The 18,751-nt window shown below is 36.9% G+C and carries 18 protein-coding genes, 2 pseudogenes and 1 other annotated feature; of the genes and pseudogenes, 5 read left to right on the top strand and 15 right to left on the bottom strand.

The features are described 5' to 3' along the window. The 4 genes from ileS to RT445_RS15880 form a co-directional block, all read right to left on the bottom strand. A partial coding sequence (ileS, locus tag RT445_RS15865) for an isoleucine--tRNA ligase (protein ID WP_313470931.1) occupies window positions 1–3,029 on the bottom strand: 3,029 nt, incomplete at its 3' end. A 60-nt stretch (window positions 3,030–3,089) separates the two neighbouring features. Continuing rightward, window positions 3,090–3,328: a binding site (T-box leader), on the bottom strand. A 58-nt stretch (window positions 3,329–3,386) separates the two neighbouring features. Next, complete coding sequence (locus RT445_RS15870; RefSeq protein ID WP_313470940.1) at window positions 3,387–3,608, bottom strand: hypothetical protein; 222 nt, start codon at window positions 3,606–3,608, stop codon at window positions 3,387–3,389. After that, complete coding sequence (locus RT445_RS15875; protein ID WP_313470932.1) at window positions 3,580–3,807, bottom strand: RNA polymerase sigma factor; 228 nt, start codon at window positions 3,805–3,807, stop codon at window positions 3,580–3,582. The genes RT445_RS15870 and RT445_RS15875 overlap by 29 nt, the downstream gene beginning before the upstream one ends. A 61-nt stretch (window positions 3,808–3,868) precedes the next feature. Next, window positions 3,869–4,312 carry an Lrp/AsnC family transcriptional regulator gene (locus RT445_RS15880; protein WP_313470934.1) on the bottom strand — a complete coding sequence of 148 codons (444 nt, stop codon included), beginning with the start codon at window positions 4,310–4,312 and terminating at the stop codon, window positions 3,869–3,871. Between the two features lie 142 nt (window positions 4,313–4,454). Here RT445_RS15880 and RT445_RS15885 point away from each other — a divergent pair, with 142 nt between their 5' ends. Continuing rightward, the gene (locus RT445_RS15885) at window positions 4,455–5,039 is read left to right on the top strand and encodes a DJ-1/PfpI family protein (RefSeq protein WP_274793234.1); all 585 of its coding nucleotides are present in this window, start codon (window positions 4,455–4,457) and stop codon (window positions 5,037–5,039) included. A 49-nt stretch (window positions 5,040–5,088) separates the two neighbouring features. On the opposite strand, the gene RT445_RS15890 is transcribed toward RT445_RS15885, so the two are convergent. The 4 genes from RT445_RS15890 to RT445_RS15905 form a co-directional block, all read right to left on the bottom strand. Beyond that, entirely contained in the window at window positions 5,089–6,579 is a 1,491-nt protein-coding gene (locus RT445_RS15890; RefSeq protein WP_274793235.1) for an S-layer homology domain-containing protein, read from the bottom strand. Between the two features lie 173 nt (window positions 6,580–6,752). Next, window positions 6,753–9,458 carry an aconitate hydratase AcnA gene (gene acnA / locus RT445_RS15895; protein WP_274793236.1) on the bottom strand — a complete coding sequence of 902 codons (2,706 nt, stop codon included), beginning with the start codon at window positions 9,456–9,458 and terminating at the stop codon, window positions 6,753–6,755. 514 nt (window positions 9,459–9,972) lie between these two features. Then, a complete protein-coding gene (locus RT445_RS15900) occupies window positions 9,973–10,197 on the bottom strand; it encodes a hypothetical protein (RefSeq protein ID WP_274793237.1) in 225 nt (74 codons plus the stop codon). A gap of 292 nt (window positions 10,198–10,489) precedes the next feature. After that, a complete protein-coding gene (locus tag RT445_RS15905) occupies window positions 10,490–10,996 on the bottom strand; it encodes a hypothetical protein (RefSeq protein WP_312506708.1) in 507 nt (168 codons plus the stop codon). Between the two features lie 845 nt (window positions 10,997–11,841). Between RT445_RS15905 and RT445_RS15910 the strand changes: the two genes are divergently transcribed. The 4 genes and pseudogenes from RT445_RS15910 to RT445_RS23690 form a co-directional block, all read left to right on the top strand. Beyond that, the gene (locus RT445_RS15910) at window positions 11,842–12,966 is read left to right on the top strand and encodes a hypothetical protein (protein WP_274793239.1); all 1,125 of its coding nucleotides are present in this window, start codon (window positions 11,842–11,844) and stop codon (window positions 12,964–12,966) included. Beyond that, the gene (locus RT445_RS15915; RefSeq protein WP_274793240.1) at window positions 12,923–13,312 is read left to right on the top strand and encodes a hypothetical protein; all 390 of its coding nucleotides are present in this window, start codon (window positions 12,923–12,925) and stop codon (window positions 13,310–13,312) included. Before RT445_RS15910 ends, RT445_RS15915 begins: the two co-directional genes overlap by 44 nt. Continuing rightward, a complete protein-coding gene (locus RT445_RS15920; protein ID WP_313470936.1) occupies window positions 13,294–13,770 on the top strand; it encodes a hypothetical protein in 477 nt (158 codons plus the stop codon). Before RT445_RS15915 ends, RT445_RS15920 begins: the two co-directional genes overlap by 19 nt. A 318-nt stretch (window positions 13,771–14,088) precedes the next feature. Beyond that, window positions 14,089–14,397, top strand: a pseudogene (locus RT445_RS23690) (IS5/IS1182 family transposase); the annotation flags it as partial. Window positions 14,398–14,479: 82 nt separating this feature from the next. Here RT445_RS23690 and RT445_RS15925 read toward each other — a convergent pair. The 7 genes and pseudogenes from RT445_RS15925 to RT445_RS15955 form a co-directional block, all read right to left on the bottom strand. Then, window positions 14,480–14,929 carry a hypothetical protein gene (locus RT445_RS15925; protein WP_274793242.1) on the bottom strand — a complete coding sequence of 150 codons (450 nt, stop codon included), beginning with the start codon at window positions 14,927–14,929 and terminating at the stop codon, window positions 14,480–14,482. Between the two features lie 73 nt (window positions 14,930–15,002). Continuing rightward, window positions 15,003–16,034 (bottom strand): serine hydrolase domain-containing protein, encoded by a 1,032-nt coding sequence (locus tag RT445_RS15930; protein ID WP_274793243.1) that lies wholly within the window; start codon window positions 16,032–16,034, stop codon window positions 15,003–15,005. 91 nt (window positions 16,035–16,125) lie between these two features. After that, a complete protein-coding gene (locus RT445_RS15935) occupies window positions 16,126–16,875 on the bottom strand; it encodes an SDR family oxidoreductase (RefSeq protein ID WP_274793244.1) in 750 nt (249 codons plus the stop codon). A 108-nt stretch (window positions 16,876–16,983) separates the two neighbouring features. Continuing rightward, window positions 16,984–17,637, bottom strand: coding sequence for a hypothetical protein (locus tag RT445_RS15940; RefSeq protein WP_274793245.1), 654 nt, complete (start codon window positions 17,635–17,637; stop codon window positions 16,984–16,986). Window positions 17,638–17,683: 46 nt separating this feature from the next. Continuing rightward, window positions 17,684–18,157: a GNAT family N-acetyltransferase gene (locus RT445_RS15945; protein ID WP_274793247.1), complete on the bottom strand. Its 474-nt coding sequence runs from the start codon at window positions 18,155–18,157 to the stop codon at window positions 17,684–17,686. A 40-nt stretch (window positions 18,158–18,197) separates the two neighbouring features. Next, the gene (locus RT445_RS15950) at window positions 18,198–18,431 is read right to left on the bottom strand and encodes a DUF6199 family natural product biosynthesis protein (RefSeq protein ID WP_274793248.1); all 234 of its coding nucleotides are present in this window, start codon (window positions 18,429–18,431) and stop codon (window positions 18,198–18,200) included. Between the two features lie 76 nt (window positions 18,432–18,507). Further along, window positions 18,508–18,751, bottom strand: a pseudogene (locus tag RT445_RS15955) (methyl-accepting chemotaxis protein); the annotation flags it as partial.

Here is an 18,751-nt window from a genome sequence, read left to right on the forward strand (position 1 = left end):
TGCCATTCCACACCATAATGCAGAGCTTTGACCAACACATTTGCTTGTAATAAAGTTTCGTGCTGCTGGATGATAGATAAGACTTCCGAGCTCCCATTAAAGGCAATCGACACATATTGCTCCACTGGTAGCTGCCATTTTTTACGTGCATCTTGAATTGTACGGATCAATTCTCGCATTTGCCCCTCTTGTAATAAGCTCTCCGTTAGTTGTACATTGAGCAAGACACGACAAGTACTATCCTCTGCTTTTATATAATGCTCCTTCACGACGGATTCTGCGACCACATGCGTTGACAGCAATGTAAGCTGTTGATCTTCAATTACGATATCTAATGCCCCTTGTTGCTGTAACTTATTTTTCTCTTCATTTGTTAATGTCGTTACATAGTCTTTTACCTGATTCACCTTTGAACCAAATGCCGCTCCTGCTGTTTTAAAGTTCAGCTTATAATAGACAAGTTCATAGGCTGAAAAGTCATGAGTCCATCTACAGAACTTGATATTTAACTCATCTTGAATGAGCTCATTATAGACTTGGTAATCTGCCAACTCACCATTTACTGCAACAATGAGTTCACTTAAAGGTTGCTTAACCTTCATCCCCTGGCTATTGCGTATACTACGTCCTAGTTCCACTACTGTTAACACCATTGTCATTTCTTGTTCCAGCCTCGCATCCATTAGCTGCTCGTTACATATTGGATAGTTTTCAAGATGGACACTTTTCCCACATAATTGTCGGTAAATATCTTCTGCTATAAATGGAGTAAACGGAGCTAGTAATTGACAAATAGATGTTAGAAGCTCGTAAAGTGTACTAAATGCTCCTCGTTTATCTAAAGTCAGCCCATTAGCCCAAAATCTGGCGCGAGAACGGCGAATATACCAATTGCTTAACTCCTCCACCAATTGGGCAATTTCCCTAGTCGCCTGCGTAAATTGGTAATCATCCATGGCAGCTGTCACAACTTGGATAGTATGATGTAAGCGAGACAAAATCCAATGATCTAAATGTGACCGTGTACCAGTATTTGAGGCATCATACGTAAACCCATCGATTGTGGCATACATTTCATAAAATTTAAACGTATGATCAAGTGTATCTACTAGCTTTGATTTCGCATCCAATACAATTTTCTTGGAAAAGCGCTTCGGATTCCAAGGGGAGCTATCTACTAGAAAGGCCCAGCGTAAAGCATCCGCTCCATACTGCTCGATTAATTCAACTGGTTCTAAAGCATTGCCTTTACTTTTAGACATCTTCTGCCCATGCTCATCTAACACATGCCCTAACGATAGGACATTTTTATAAGGTGGCTTCCCTGTAAACAAGGTCGATACGGCTAATAAACTATAGAAAAAACCTCGTGTTTGGTCAATCCCTTCAATAACGACATTTGCTGGAAATTGATTGTGAAAAGTCGCCACATCTTCAAAAGGATAGTGCTGCTGCGCAAATGGCATCGAGCCACTATCAAACCAAACATCAATTACTTCAGGTGTACGCTTCATGTCTCCCTGACAATGAGGACAAGTGCAGACAATGTCATCGATAAATGGTTTATGAAGCTCTATTTGCTCATCAACAGCCCCTTTGGCTAATTTTATTAATGCTGCGATACTGTTTGGAGCCTCCTCATGACCGCAACCCTGACAAACCCATACATTGAGCGGTGTCCCCCAGTAGCGGTTTCGGCTGATGTTCCAATCCACTAAATTTTCTAGGAAGTTGCCAAATCGACCATCCTTAATATGACCTGGATACCATGTCACTTGTTGATTATTTTGTAAAAGCTGCTCCTTTAAGGATGACATCTTGATAAACCAGCTATCTGTTGCGTAATACAACAATGGTGAATCACAGCGCCAGCAATGTGGATAGCTATGCTCATATTTTTCTTTTGCAAATAACAGCTCTTTTTTTGCAAGCATTTTTATAATATCGACATCACAATCTTTCACGAATCGCCCGACAAGCTCTGGTACTTCATCTGTATAGCACCCTTTCAAGTCCACTACATTAATAAAGGATAAACCATGGTGCTGAACTGTTTTATAATCGTCCTCGCCATAGGCAGGTGCGATATGCACAATCCCTGTACCACTGTGCTCTGTCACATAATCTGCCATGACAACAACATGCCCTTTATCGACCTTTACATAAGAAAATGGTGGGTGATAGGAAACACCCGCAAACTCATGCCCATCATGCTCACTTACTATTTCTACAGGCTCTGAAAATACCTTTGCTACAAGTGATTTAGCCAGAATGTATACGTTATTTGCATGCTTTACACGTACATATTTAAGTGCAGGATTCATTGCCAAAGCAACATTGGCAGGTAAAGTCCACGGTGTCGTCGTCCAGCCTAAAAAATATTCGTCGTGATCCTGTCGCTTAAACATGGCTGTCACAGATAAATCTTTGATATCCTTGTAGCCCTGTGCCACTTCATGAGAGCTTAAGGACGTTTGACAGCTAGGGCAATATGGTGACACCCGATGCCCTTTATATAAACGATTTTCCTTGTGAACATGACTTAAAATATGCCAGACGGACTCGATGTAATCATTACTTAGTGTAAGATAAGGATCATCCATATCGAGCCAGTAACCTAGCTGTTCTGTAAAGGATCGCCACTTCTGTTCGTAAGTAAAAACGCTATTTTTACAAGCTTGGATAAAACGCTCTACCCCGTAATTTTCAATCTCTTGTTTTCCAGAGATGCCTAATGTCTTTTCTACCCCTAACTCCACAGGCAATCCATGTGTATCCCAGCCTGCTTTTCGTTCAACGAAAAAACCTTGCATTGTTTTATAGCGAGCTACAACATCTTTAATTGTTCTGCCAAATGCATGGCCGACGTGTGGTAAACCATTTGCTGTCGGTGGTCCTTCGTAAAATACAAATGGCTGCTGTCCAGCTCGATTGGTTACGGATTTTGCAAAGGTATCCTCTTGTTCCCACAAAGCTCGAATCCGTGTTTCTCGTTCAACCGTTGTTTCTTTCTTTTGTTCTACCTGCATATTAGTTCCTCCTATACAATCAAATTTGTATAAAAGGCATACAAAAAACCCCGTCCCAAGAAAAGGGACGGGGTTAACCGTGAATACCACCCTAATTCTATTAACACAATGGTCAATAGCACTCAGCAACGTACAATCATACGTGTTCTTTTTAACGGTAGACACCCGGGTTAGCTTACTTTCTTCAGCTAACCTTCTCAGAGAGGATTTTCATGTAACATCTGCACACCGACTTCCACCAACTGCCGGCTCTCTGTAGAACAAAATGAAACACTACTCTTTCTCATCAACGAATTTGTATGCTTTTATTGCATGTCATCGTATCAAATTAGCCAATGTTTGTCAATCATGTTTCGCCTATGATAGCTCGTTAAGACAAGTGGCGATTTGTTGATGACGTGTCGCATATTTTGATTGATTATATGTTTGGATAAAAAAGCTTTTTAGCAATGTTTTGTAATTGAATACTGAGTTTCTGTAATACTCTTCAGTTAATTGACTCTTTAATGTAACTACTGTTGATGGCATTTTCTGCACTAATTGAATTACCTCATCTTGCTCTAATCCTTGCTCCAGCATCGCAAAAAACTAATTTCGATAAATAAGCCTTAAGCTCACCACGTTCCTCATAGTTCTGCTGATTATCGTAGAACTTTATAAAGACATCCTGAACGATATCTTCTGCACTTTGTAAATCTCTTACATAGTAAAAGGCAAGACGGATAAGTCTCTCTGTATGCTGTTCCATTATTTTTTCCAGTTCATGAATTAGCAACATGTTTCCCCCTCTCTACCCTTTAAACGGTGCTCATGTCTTTAAGGTTTGCTTTTTTTGTCATTTATTCAAAATTATTGTCATTAAATGGTGTAATCACCTTTTTTTCCATTGAAGATAATACGATATTGGTAGAGGGAGTACCATAAGGCATAGCCGCATCTATGAATTCCTCTAATGTTTCTACTGAATAGGTTGCTAGCTTGACGATATAGCTAATTTCCCCTGCCACTCGATAACATTCAAGAACATCGGGATGGGCATTACAAAATGCAGAGAGACTTTTACAATCAATAGATTTAAATAAAATAATCGCCTGAATAGTGCGCTCCATTTTTTTGATGTTTACTTTTGCATGATACCCTTCGATTACCCCTTGTTCCTCTAGCTTTTTGACACGTTCAATAACAGCTGGAGAAGATAAATGGACAGTGGTCGCTAACTCCTTCATCGAAATTTTTGCATTGTGCTGTAACTGCTTTAAAATTTGTGTATCAATTTGATCCATCAGACTTCACCTTTCATAATCAACTTTTTTTCACATAATACCTTTTCAAATAAAGCCATATGTCTAAAATACATTATACAACTTCTGTTATCAGTCCGTCCTATTGATTACAATAGAAGCAATAAAAGGAGGATTAATAAATATGAAAAAAATATTATTACTATTAGCAAATGGCTTTGAAGCGGTAGAAGCAAGTGTTTTTACAGATGTTCTTGGCTGGAATAAATGGGAAGGTGATGGTACAACTGAGGTTGTGACTGTCGGTTTGCATGAACAGCTGCAATGCACATGGAATTTTAAAGTGACTCCTGAAAAATTGCTCCACGAAATTACATTAGAGGATTTTGATGCATTAGCGATCCCTGGTGGCTTTGAGGAAGCAGGCTTTTATGAGGATGCCTTTAGTGAGGAATTTCAAACGGTTGTACGGCATTTTGACGAACGTAAAAAACCGATTGCAACGATCTGTGTTGCGTCTCTTATATTAGGAAATTGTGGTATACTCCAACATCGTCAAGCAACGACCTATAATCACCCAACGAGTAAACGTTTAGCACAACTGGAAAACTTCGGTGCAACCATTGTTAATGAGCGCATTGTACAAACAGATCATTTAATCACCTCATCAAATCCAGGAACGGCCTTTGATGTTGCCTTCCGCTTACTAGAAACCCTAACGTCTAGCGAAAATACAATGAAAGTAAAAGACTTAATGGGCTTTCGCTAAACATAGAAAAAGTAGGCTTGCACTAAGCCTACTTTTTTAAGCGTTTTTATTATTTGCCTATAGGTGCTGTTTCTGTTGTGCTAAGATCTATTTCTTTTGCACTTTCTAGCACTTCTTTTGGAATGGTAATCGTTGTTACAGCATTGAAATCATGGTATTTGATCGTTGTTTGCTGTCTTGTTTTTATCGAATTACCTTCTACTTTCATACTTAACGTCATATCCATCGCAATTTCTTCTACATCAAATGTTTCTTTATTAATCAATAATTTGTATGTGAGATTGTCAAAAGACATATTGCCTAATTGTGCCTCTAAATCAGCGTCCATGCCTAAATCCATTACACCAAGCTGTTGCTTTACTAGCTCTGTGAATTTTTCACCTGAACCTTTTAGTGTTAATTCGTAGCGGCTTGCTGTTTCATTTAAAGTGAAGTCTTCAGCAAATGATTGCAGCATCTCTAATTGCTCCGCTGCATCTGGCTGCATGCCTGTTTGACTAAGTACATCATCAAATAGTTGTTTCGGGAATTTTACCCAAGCTTGTTGGTCTGCCTCATACATATACATACCATCTTTAGCTGTCATGTACATTTTAATTGGTAAATTAATTGCTTCACCACTTGTTGGATCTGTTAGGGACATTGTTCCATCCGCAAAGAACTGCATTGGCTCTGTAACAATTTCCATGTTCATATTGCCTTTAGAATCCATTTTCATGGTTTCCTTACCATCGTTAGCTTCTACTGACTGTGAAATGGTCATAGTAGCCTTCATGCTTTTTAGCTCTTTTTGCTTAGCTAATGTTTTGGTAAATAATTCCTCAAGTGCAGCACTATCCTTTGTTGTAGTAGGCTGTTCTTCAGTCACCTGTTCCTCTTGAGGCTGCTCATCTTTTTCATCTGGTATAGGCATTGTATCTACCGGTAAGTCTAATGCGTTCACAATAAATGTCGCTAACTGACCACGAGTCACATTTTTATCTACACCAAATTCCGTTGCAGTAACGCCTTTTGCAATACCTGCCTCATATAATGCCGTTACGGCTTCTGCAAATGGGCTATCTTGTGGTACATCTGTAAATGGACTTTCTCCTTTAGCTGTTAAGCCTGTTGCCTGTGCCACCATTACTGCCATTTGACCACGTGTAATCGTTTCATCTGGGCGGAATGTATCATCCTCATAACCTTGTACTACGCCAAGATTAACTAATGTGATAATTGCGTTGTAATATGGGCTAGTTGCGTCTACATCCTTAAAATTCGGATTTTCAGCACTCTCTAAATTTGTTGCAAGATCAAAAGCACCTGCAATCATCTTAGCCGCTTGTCCACGTGTTACGTCTAGTGATGGCTTAAATGTGCCATCTGGAAAACCATTAATAATGCCTGCTTCATGTAGTGTTAAAATACTGTTAAAATGTGCATAATCTTTGCTTACATCTGAAAATGCACTAGCAGCTGAAACTGGTACTACTGCTAAAGCTGTAATGGCTATTGCTGTTGTGGCCGCTGTGTAAAGTTTATGTTTTCTCTTTGTCATAATCATCATCCCCCATTTATGTAATTGTAAAAAGGCTTACATTCTAATTCTATATAAATAGTTAGGAAAATGCTAGGATACTTGGAAAATAATTTAGGAATATTTACATTTATCCAATTCATTATCATATAAAAAAACCGACCTCCTAAGAGATCGGTTTTTTAAGTTGATGATTACTCAGCAGCTTTTGCGCGAAGAACCATTTGTAGGATACCACCGTGACGGTAGTAGTCTACTTCTACTTCTGAATCGAAACGAGCTAAAGCTTGGAAAGTTTTAACTGTGCCGTCTTCAGATTTAGCAGTTACTGTTAAGATTTCACGTGGTTTTACGTTGTCAGTAATGTTAACAGAGATTTCTTCTTTACCAGTTAAGCCTAGTGTATCAGCAGATTCACCTGGCATGAATTGAAGTGGAAGAACACCCATCATTACTAAGTTAGAACGGTGGATACGCTCGTAAGATTGTGCGATAACAGTTTTCACGCCAAGTAGGAATGTACCTTTCGCAGCCCAGTCACGAGAAGAACCCATACCATAGTCGTTACCAGCAAGTACTACTAAGCCAGTACCTTGCTCTTGGTATTTCATACATGCGTCATAGATGTACTCTACTTCGCCTGTTGGCCAGTAAGTAGTGAATCCACCCTCTGTACCAGGAGCAACTTGGTTACGGATACGGATGTTTGCAAATGTACCACGCATCATTACTTCGTGGTTACCACGACGAGAACCGTAAGAGTTGAAGTCACGGATTGCAACACCGTTTTCAATTAAATATTTACCTGCAGGTGTATCTTTACCGATTGCACCAGCTGGAGAAATATGGTCAGTTGTGATTGAGTCACCGAACTTCGCCATAATGCGTAAGCCGTCTAAGCCTTTAATAGCTTCTGGCTCTTTTGCAAGACCTTGGAAGAATGGTGGGTTTTGGATGTAAGTTGATTTTTCATCAAATGTGTATAGAGACTCAGTTGATGTTTCAATTGCATTCCATTTTTCGTTCGCTGTGAATACAGTTTCGTATTCTTTTTGGAATAATTCACGGTTAACAACAGTACCTAATACTGCGTTAACTTCTTCAGTTGATGGCCAGATATCAGCGAAGAATACTTCGTTACCATCTTTGTCTTTACCGAATGAATCTTTTTGTAGATCGATATCCACTGTACCAGCAAGTGCATAAGCAACAACAAGTGGTGGAGAAGCTAAGTAGTTAGCTTTTACAAGTGGGTGTACACGACCTTCAAAGTTACGGTTACCAGAAAGAACTGAAGTTACGAATAAGTCATTTGCTTTAATTGCATCTTCGATTTCAGGTAATAATGGACCTGAGTTACCGATACATGTTGTACAACCGTAACCTACAGTGTTGAAACCGATTTGGTCAAGGTATGTTTGTAAACCTGAATCTTCAAGGTAACCAGTTACAACTTTAGAACCTGGTGCTAAAGAAGTTTTTACCCATTTAGGCACTGTTAGACCTTTTTCTACAGCTTTTTTCGCTACTAAGCCCGCAGCAATTAATACGTATGGGTTAGATGTATTTGTACAAGAAGTGATAGCAGCAATTGCAACAGCACCTGTTGGAATTTCTACATCGCCTTCAGCGAATTTCGCTACAGAAGTTTTTGCGAATTCATCTTCTGTTAAACCGAAACCTTGTGTACCTTGTGGTGCCACTACTGCTTCTTTGTAACGAGAACGCATTTGAGATAGTGGAATTAAGTCTTGTGGACGTTTTGGACCAGAAAGGTTTGGTTCGATTTCAGCTAAGTTTACTTCTAATACGTCAGTGTAAACTGGCTCTAATGTTGGATCGAAGAACATGTGGTTTGCTTTTAAGTAAGCTTCAACAACCGCGATGTGCTCTTCGTCACGACCAGTTAAACGCATGTAGTTTAATGATTCTTCGTCAATTGCGAAGTAACCACATGTAGCACCATATTCAGGAGCCATGTTAGAGATTGTCGCACGGTCAGCTAGTGGTAATTTAGATACGCCAGGTCCGAAGAACTCAACGAATTTACCAACTACGCCACGTTGACGTAATACTTGTGTTACTTTTAATGCTAAGTCAGTAGCAGTTGTTCCGTTTGGAAGATCGCCAACTAATTTAACACCGATAACTTCTGGAATTGGGAAGTATGAAGGTTGACCAAGCATACCTGCTTCAGCTTCAATACCACCTACACCCCATCCAAGAACGCCGATACCGTTGATCATTGTTGTATGAGAGTCAGTACCAACTACTGAATCTGGGAATGTTTCGAATGTGCCATCAGCATTTTCGTTAACGTGTACAACTGGAGCTAAGTACTCTAAGTTTACTTGGTGAACGATACCTGTTGCTGGTGGTACAGCACGGAAGTTATTGTAAGCAGTTTGAGCCCATTTTAAGAAGTTATAACGCTCAGCGTTACGTTCGAATTCAAGGTCCATGTTTGCTTGTAATGCAGATGCATTACCATATTTGTCAACTTGTACAGAGTGGTCAATTACAAGGTCAACTGGAATAGCAGGGTTGATTTTGCTTGGGTCTCCACCCATTTCTTTCATTGCAGAACGAAGAGATGCAAGGTCAACAACTACTGGTACACCAGTAAAGTCTTGTAATACAACGCGAGAAGGTTTGAATGGTACTTCAGCTTCTGGATCAGCACCATTGCCCCATTTTGCTAATTCGTTTACGTGCTCTTCTTTAATTACATACGCATCATATTGACGTAAAACAGATTCTAATAATACTTTGATTGAGTAAGGAAGGTTTGAAACTTTTGCAACGCCAGCTTTTTCAATCGCAGCTAAGTCATAGTAATTGTAAGTTTTACCATTCACTTCGAATGATGCACGGCTATTGTGTAAATTACCTTGTGCCATTTGCGGATCCCCCTAATTTATCTTTTTGAAAAGGCTTTAAAAATGTGTAGCATCTTTTCTCCAATACCCATGATAGCGCATTTATATTCATAAGTAAATTACATTAATATTATCTTTTTTGATAAGCATAACTTATGACCTTGGTTTCTATCCTGATGTTTTTAATTTTTTGATGTGCATAATATCAAGGTTTTGTATTAATGAGGGTTTCTATACCTGTCTAACGATGTGTATTTAACAGTACAGATTGAAAAACAAACTGCGATACGCGTTTTTTTTTGTAAAAGTGTACCTCATTAGAGAGGTATATAAATTATTATAGAAGAAACTACAAAAAATTAATGTTAAAATAATTTCCTTTCCACAGTTTAAAGACTTAGGTCTTGGCAAAGGAATATCAAATGACGCTTCAACTATATAATCCAATCTATATCATCAGTAAATTCTATAAAACCGATAAAATGATAATCTGCTTTAACATTTGTCTCTTCTGTTCCATCTGTTACACCTACTCTTATCCAACTAAATCGACCTTCACTGATAAAGCAATATCTGAAGGAGGATTTTCTTCTACAACTACATAAGATATTATGTAAGAGCCTTCTGGTAAATCATTTAATACATCTTCATAAGTCTCATTCGTATTTAATACTCCGGTCACTATTTTCTTTTTATCACTTACATTTCTAATACTAAATTGAAAGCTTTCCGTACCAGTATTTAGAATGTAAATTTTCACCTTTGAATCCCCTTTGTTATCAAAGTACGATTTAGGTTTCACCAATAGTGGATGCAATCTGTTCATCAATTATGCGAGCATGAATAATTCCAATTTGTTCTTGTCTACTTCATTATGTGATATCCGATACTACTGGTTTCTCTTTAAATACTTTCGAAACTTCATGGGAAGGTTGATTTTCTTGTATAGATGAACACACACTACTTCCTGTTAAAATAATACATATTGAACAAACTTAAACTAGTTTAAAAATCATTTTATTTAAGTTAATTATAGCAATATATATAACAACTTACTCATACTCTACCAAATCGACTTTCACTGATAAGGAAATTTCTATTGGAGGTTCTTCATCTTGAACAACAGTAGAAATGGTATAAAATCCTTTCGGTAATTGTTCAAATACCTGTTCATAGCTTTCATTTTGCATTAAAATTCCAGTAGCAATTTTTCTTCTATCTTCCATGTCACGTATACTATACACAAAACGCTCAGTACCGGTATTTACCAAATGTACTTTCACATTTATGTCGCCATAGCTTTCAAAATACGTTTTACTATCACCAATTGGAGATACTATTTGCTCGTCAATCATATAACCACGAATCACTTCGATTTTATTCTTGTTTTGGTTTAAATTTTCCCCTTTCATCTCTTCAGTACCAGATTCAGCTGGCTCACTTTTAATTACTTTCGACTCTTCTTGAGAAGAGGTTTCATCTGTTTGAGTTAAGGTCGTTGTGCATCCAGATAAAATTATGCAACAGGACCATATCAGTGCAAATTTATTAATTTTCATCATTTTCTCCCGCGGAACATTATTCTATTTATTGATAATTATACCAAATTTACAAAATAAAAAGAAGCAACCTTTTGGATACTCCACCATTAGAGCCAATGATATGTATTTTTCGAGGAAATTTATTGTTCAAATAAACCCTCCTATTCATTTTTTGTAGAATGATTATTTGTGGCTCACTACTAAAAATCAGGGATGACATTTTTTAAACATATGAAATGTATATAAGCTAAGCAATCCACAAAAATGTAGAAGAAAAAAGACTGAACAAAATTTAGTCCCACCGTCGTCGAATATAATAAACATCTGCACCCAATACCATGATCCCGATTAGGAAGAATCATTAAATCAAATTATATAGTGTTTACGAGTTAACAGCTTCAGGTGTTAATCATTACTAAACAAAGGTTTGTAAACTAAGAATTACACAGATTCTTTAATATTAGGAAAAATCATGATCTGATTTTCAATTAATGTATTGAAGTTAATTCAACGCTTCCCTTTATACCCACGCGAAATTTTTAAATATTATAGAAGAAAGTCACTCATTTTTTTCAAAAATGAGTGTCTTTTTATTGTTCTAGAATGATTTCTTTTCAACCTGCTTACTTATCTAAATATCCCCAATTGCTTAGATAATCTTGACGCTCAAGTCATTTCGTCTTTTTGTGAAAGTTCCACACTATGTAATTTTTATTCATTTTGGCGTATACACGTTCCAAGTCATACCACTCCTTTCTATTAATACTATTTTGTAATTTTTTGGGTATTCAAAACATATAATATTAATTAATATATCCGGTATACATTCATCGAATAAAGAATATAATTCTGGAGGGTGTTAAATGAATACAATAAAATCTTTAATTTTCCCCCAAGACTTGAATAAATTGACCAAAACTCTACTTAAAGAGGTTTGTAGTGATATGACTTTAGAAGCGACAGGTAATGTAAATGAATTAGCAAGTAGAGTATGGGACGCTTTTGAACTTATTGAAGGAGATGTTCTTACAACGATTAGTAATAATATTTTTACTGGGCCCGTTTCTTTAGTTTGGTATCGAACTACAAATCCAACTGGTTTAACTGGACTTAAACAAAGTATTATTAATAAAATGCCATTCAACCCTTTCGAAACAGTAATTACACCAAATAGCGAAAATGTTCCCATTGAACCTACTATTATAGCTGCTTCTGAAATCGAAGGTTCACAAGCATATTATTTAAGGTTTATTCATAGAACAGGGGTTAATGTAGATTACTTTTTAACCAACCGTAGAGAATACATTAAACATGAAATTACTACAGTTTATATTGATGAAGTTAAGGGAATAATAGAAGTACGAGCAAGTTCAGCTGTTGCAAAGAAAATCATAGCTGGATTAGCTAAAATTGTAGATGAAGAATATGAATTCAAACAGTATGATTTCTTACAGAAGTATGGCGGAACTCTTGAGCCTTTAGCTGATGTTCTTCAAGGAAGGCTTATTGATGCTACAGGAAGACCAGCAGGAATAATAAATTCATTTGAAGAAACACAAGGTAAATCCATTGTGAGAATACTTTCTGCAATTGATGAATACTATACTAATGGTGAATTATCAGCTCTTGAGCAAAACTTAAATAGCGAAGATATTACCAGCATTTTAGAAACAACACCTTTTTCTTTGTTACTTTTAAGTGGTCTCGAAACAATTGGATTAGGTAGCATTAGAGAGTTAAGAGGCTTACCATTGTATAATTATTTAGAGCCTTATCTATCCAAACAAAAAGGATCAATACTATTTGAATATAGTGTTGGTGGAGTGGTACAAGAATATTCTATTCGAATTGGCGTAACTACAAAGACATTTAAGTTCAATGTATTTGCGTCTGAACATGTATTGGATTATATTAGAGAAAAATTGATTCTGCGAGGTAAAAGTTGTGAGCAATTTAAAACCATGGGAAATTTCTCAAAAAATAGATAATGCACTCGAGGCAATTGCTATAAGTAAAGTTGATAAATTTTACCATAGTTATATTGCAGAAATAACTGGCTTACCTCTTGGAGTAGTTATTGAGAAATTATCTGAATTAGAAAAACAAGAAGCGCTCGTTATAGAATTAGAATTCCACTGTGAGGAATGTAGTAGAAGTATTTTAACTGCCAATAAATATGAATTGGAAAATATGGATTCACTTACTTGTAAGTATTGTGGGGCCGAAAATTGTTTTGATCCTTTAAACGCTATTCCAATCATTAAATTAAGTGAAGATTTCAAACAAAGTTTTTCCAAAAAAAAAATAATAACAAAATGGCTAATGTGGGGTTAAGTAAACAAAATAAACCTGAGAGTTTAAGAGAAATTATAGATATTTTAGAAAAAGAAAATTCTGGTCAATTATTAGATACAGTATCGAAACTCGGGCAAGTAACTATTATTTTAGGAGATGGTTATATGGGTGAATCTAGTAAATATGGTGGTTTAACTTTTGGAGAAAATAAAGGTAATATCACGATTGAAAACAACGGTACACTGAATCAAGGGATCTCTAGCCGATCTGATGATATTAGCGGTGCGTTAAAACAACTTCACGAAGATATTCAACGCCTATCAGGTGAACAACGTGAAATTGCAGAAGCGCATTTTGAACTACTTCAAACGCACATAAACAATGGAGATAAAGAGAAAGCTAAAAAACCATTAGAGAAATTAACTGCAATACTTGGTGTTATTACCTCTCTTGTAACTATTGCTTCTGCCTTAGGACTTGGAATCCCTTTAAAATAATTCAGGTGTGTTGAATAACCGTTTTTATCCACCCCTCAATTAAAATGCTCTCATATCCTATAGAATTATAAACCTGGCGAACCAGCACTTCCCCAGTATTAAACTGGGGTTTTTTGATCATTTCCCACTTTAAAATTTACCTTCAATCGTTGTCATTGATATTAAATCCCTTTATCTATTAGTTTCGGGATAGCTTCTTTAGCATCGCCCCAAACTGAAATCGTATTTGGCTATCCCACCACTATTATTATTTCCCTCAGAGTCTTCGGTAAAGATTTTTAAAAAACAACTACCCTTAATCCATTACTGAGCTGTAACATCGCTGCTACAAATTTCGAATCACGCGATGCGGCGAAACCTTCAAAGAAAAAAGTACCTGCATCACCACAAAAACGTGAACGAAAATCAAAAGAAGAATGGGAGGATTGGCTTACGAAACAAGCAGAAATCAAAGCCAATCAGTCGACTTATGAAAAAGAAATCATGCATCAACTCGATACTCCACTGAAGACACTGTGGCAAGATGCGCCAATCGAACCAAATTGGGGCATCAAAAAGAACAGTGACGGCAAAAATACGTTTTGGTTTGGCTTTAAAGGGCATCTCGCAGTGACAACCAAGAGCCAATAAGTTTAAGGCTATTTCTCAGTCTTTTATTGTACTATCTGAAAAAGCTATCTACCCCTAAATTTTATGGCCTGAAACAGCTTCAATCCTTCATTAAGGATCCTCCAGTAGTAAATAGATGTTCATCATCAACGGTTTCCATATAGCCTCTTAATTTAATTTCAGGATGATCTATACCAAACAAAGTTTTATCACCCAAGCCTTCAAATGGCATAAAAACAGTCAATGTAATTTTTTCCCCTGGTTGAATATTTAATTTATTTCCAGTCGCTTCAACATGATATTCATTCCCTTTATAGCCACTTTCACCGTGTTTAATAGGAAAAGAAACATACACATTATTTTGCTTTATAGTATAATCACTGCCATTCACCAATTGGATAGTATAGGATATTCCTTCTTGAAGGGTTTCCTTTTCTAGTAATTCTAGCTTTACTTTTTTTACATCATCTACAGTAAACTTTTTTTCGCTTGTGCATCCTGCTAATACGATCAATATTAGCAAAAAAGAAAATAATAATTTGAATTTCAAGTACTTTCCCCTCACTTACCATTATTGTTTAATATTAACACACATTTATTGTAAGTGAAGAGGCATTGTATATCTACAGCCTCGAGGTTTTTTGGATATTATTATTTAAATCTACCATAATAGAATCTCCAAAACTGCGAACATCTGCCAAGTAATCATACCCCTCTGGAGAGCCAAAACTATTAAAAGCCCTAACTGCCACGATTTTTTCACTTGGAATGACAAGCAGTGTGACGGTAGTGTATCCCAAAATTTGAAATGCTCCATTTGGTACAAGTGCTCCTATTTCTGAACGCTTGGCCATCGACCCTTTTACATACCAGAAGAAGCCGTTTTCTGGAAGGTCAGGATTGGAGAATGCAGGACTATGTATCGTTGTGGCTAATTTTAAAATATCCGGAGGAATCATTTGTTTGCCATTCAAATTCCCTTCATTTAGGTGAAGTAACCCCCATTTTGCGAATTCTCTTGCGGAGGCATACATATTCATTTGACTGCCATCCAAATTTGAAGAAGCTGACCAAAAACGGTCATTCGGTTGCCGAATCACTTCAACAAAGGTGTCATCAAATGTATGATACCAATTCGTTTCGGAAAAATGTAAAGGTTTGAATACCTCTTCATTGACAATATCAGCAATCGTTCGCTTTGTGGAGAATTTTACAATGTCGGATAGTAACTCTATATTTCTACCCCGATAAGCCCAGCTCGTACCTGGAGCAAACGTCTGAACATCCTCCCCATCTATATATTCAAGACCATGTGAATGCGTTACTAAATGACGTATCGTAATACCATTGTATACATCCTTTTGGCGGTCGGGTAATAAATACAAAGATATCTCATCATCCAATGACTGAATATACCCATGATAGATGGCATAGGCAACCGCAAACGCAATATAGCTTTTACGGCATGAGGCAAGATGAAATTTGGTATCTGCTTGGATAGAACGTGCATTTTCTTGATTTGAATGCTTCCCCCAATATTGCTCGACTTGTAATTCATTATTATGGAATAAAACGAGAGCTGCTCCTGTACAATGAAGTGTTTGAAAAGTATTTTCTACTGATTTTTTCACATGATCAAATGATTGAGCTAACACTGAAAACTCCTCCTTTTGTAGTTCGCAAGATTTCTATATGCCTTTTATACATCTTTTGCAAGGGCTCGCTCATCTTGTTCAATTCTCTCGTCTACCCTCGTAGAAAGCCTCCTTCTGAATGGATGATTTGTCCTGTCATCCATTGAGCTTCCTCACTCGCAAGAAAACTAATTACTCTTGCGACATCTTCAGGTGATCCAATACGTCCCATCGGAAACTTTGGTAACAGGTACTTTCTAATTTCATCATTCATCCACGTCGAGTCGGTTGGCCCTGGATTCACTGCATTGACCGTAATTCCTATTGGAGCTAACTCTTGCGCTAATGTTCGTGTGAAAGCTGATATGGCTCCTTTTGTTGCTGCATAGGCTAGCTCTCCCACCATAGGACCTAACTCTTGTCCTGATGTCATATTTATAATTCGACCAGACGTGAAATGGGCTTTTTGAAAAAGACGAGCAAATTCAACACAAAGAAGAAATGTTGATCGCATATTTACAGCGTAATGTTGGTCAAGCGTCTGGGCATCTAACTGTACATAGCCATCCTGTGTGGAATGGGCTGCATTATTAATTAAAATGGAAGGGACGCCTAGTTTTTCTTCGACCGTCTGAAGAATCGTTTGTGCTGCTTGGGTCTCTGATAAATCAATTGTCATTTCTTCACACATGATCCCCATACTGAGAAGTTCATCTTTAAATTCACCAATCCAATTATGATCAGCATGCCAGTGCGTGAAAAAAATATGTACACCATCAGCAGCTAACCTTCTACAAATGGCTGTTCCAATATCTCGTGGATGGCTCGCACCTGTAATGACTGCAATTTTGTTTTTACTCATATTTCCCCTCCATTTTTTAAGAATTATTTAACCATCACGTTTAAGCAAAAAAAGGAGCAAAACCACAATGGTCTGCTCAGCCTTTGAAAATAAGTGCTCGACTAATTGCTAATGAATAGCAATCTTATTTTGTACTTCAATTTGAAATGCCTGTACATCAAATCGATGCTGTCGAATTATATCTTCCGCTAACTGTTGAGCTTTCTTTTGCATCCCTGCATTTTTATCTTCCGTTAAATTAATCATTACTTGAATAGATTCTGAGGTAATGCTGTGCTCGACACTAAAGTCACCATAGTTTTGATCAATCATCGTTTCAAATAGATTAGCCATAACGTCATTATAGCTAAGTCGAGTCGATTCTGTTGCTGCCGGTTCATAAAGGTCCTTCAATGTCAGCTGAAAAGAGATTGGATTTAAATCATTTTTCTGGATACAATTTAACATAATCTCCTCCATTTTCTTCTTCGCCACTATGTCCATCTCTTCCGGTAAGGACACTAGCAGTTCAATCTTTCCGCTGGGCAGAACACCATAGTCTAATTGAAAGCTAAAAGATTCTTTACAAAGGGCATTAAAAATATCACTAATTAAAAAATGATATTGTTGAATATAACTTAATAATTCATTATTACTAGTTCGTGACATAGTAATAGTTGATTTTTCAACATATTGAATAGGTGCATTTGCTAACAAAACAAATGCACTACAAACAATAAATGCAAGTAGAAACCATAAAGAAAATATTCTATTAATAAACATCTATAGCCCCCTTATTCGGGACTATATGCAAATTCTCTAAAGTTAATTACGGTAGGATCTTATAAAACAACACACGGTCTTGATTTTCACCGCCATAATTACTATGAATGGAGATAGCATCCACTGTCTTGTCACCTTTTTCCATTCTAAACCCCATATTAGTATGGAAGGCAATGGACACTTCATTAATAGGAGACGTTACACATTTGACAATATTTCGATGATATTGCTTTACCACATGAAAGAAAACATCATACAGTCTTTTGGCAATATTCTGTTTTCTGTAATCAGGATGGACTCCAACAAAGTGGATAAACGCTTCATTTGAGTTGGATTGCGATAAAAAGCCGACTAGAAAACCAATAATTTCGCCATCCTTTTCCATAATGAGGCTCGTATTCGTAAAATGATCGAAAAATAATTTAGGTAGTTTATCTGACATATTCCTTCCGCCCCACCAGTCATTAATTAACGGGGATAAAGTATAGTAATCTGAACTTTGTAAGCTACGAATATTCATAGAAAACCTCCTTATTTTCAATTCTTACATGATATTTTGGCTATGGTTCTGAAGGGGCGAACGTTTGCACCGCTACCACAATTAAATAAATGGTGACAATCACCATACCAAACACACTACCAATGCGTATTAATTTAATTTGCAATTCGGAAACCTCTGGCGTCTCTTTGTAGCGCCAGCGCTCAAAAAATAAAAAGCTTTCCACTGGATCATACAAACTCCATATACAGTAGCCATATACCGGTATGGATAAAACAATACTGATGAATAACAACTCTATACCCTCCATCTAGGATGTTTAATCCTATTATTATTTTACCCTACCATTTATTTCAATTTCAATAATTCGATCAAGCCTTAGCTATGACTAATGACTTTAACGTCTCACTTAACGTCTGAATGCGGTTTGTTGAATCTGTCATCTTCACTAATAGCTGATTTTCTTCTTCCACAGAATGCAATATGTCAACCGTAGACGTTGCATTTTGCTCGGTCATTTTATTTAGCTTTTCAATTTGCTTTTGAATTGACTCGAATTGTCTGATGGCATTGCTTAATTCATTCATTCCTCTAGTTAAATCTGTATTTGTTTGC

The organism is Lysinibacillus sp., assembly GCF_032093475.1.
Classification (GTDB): domain Bacteria; phylum Bacillota; class Bacilli; order Bacillales_A; family Planococcaceae; genus Lysinibacillus; species Lysinibacillus irui.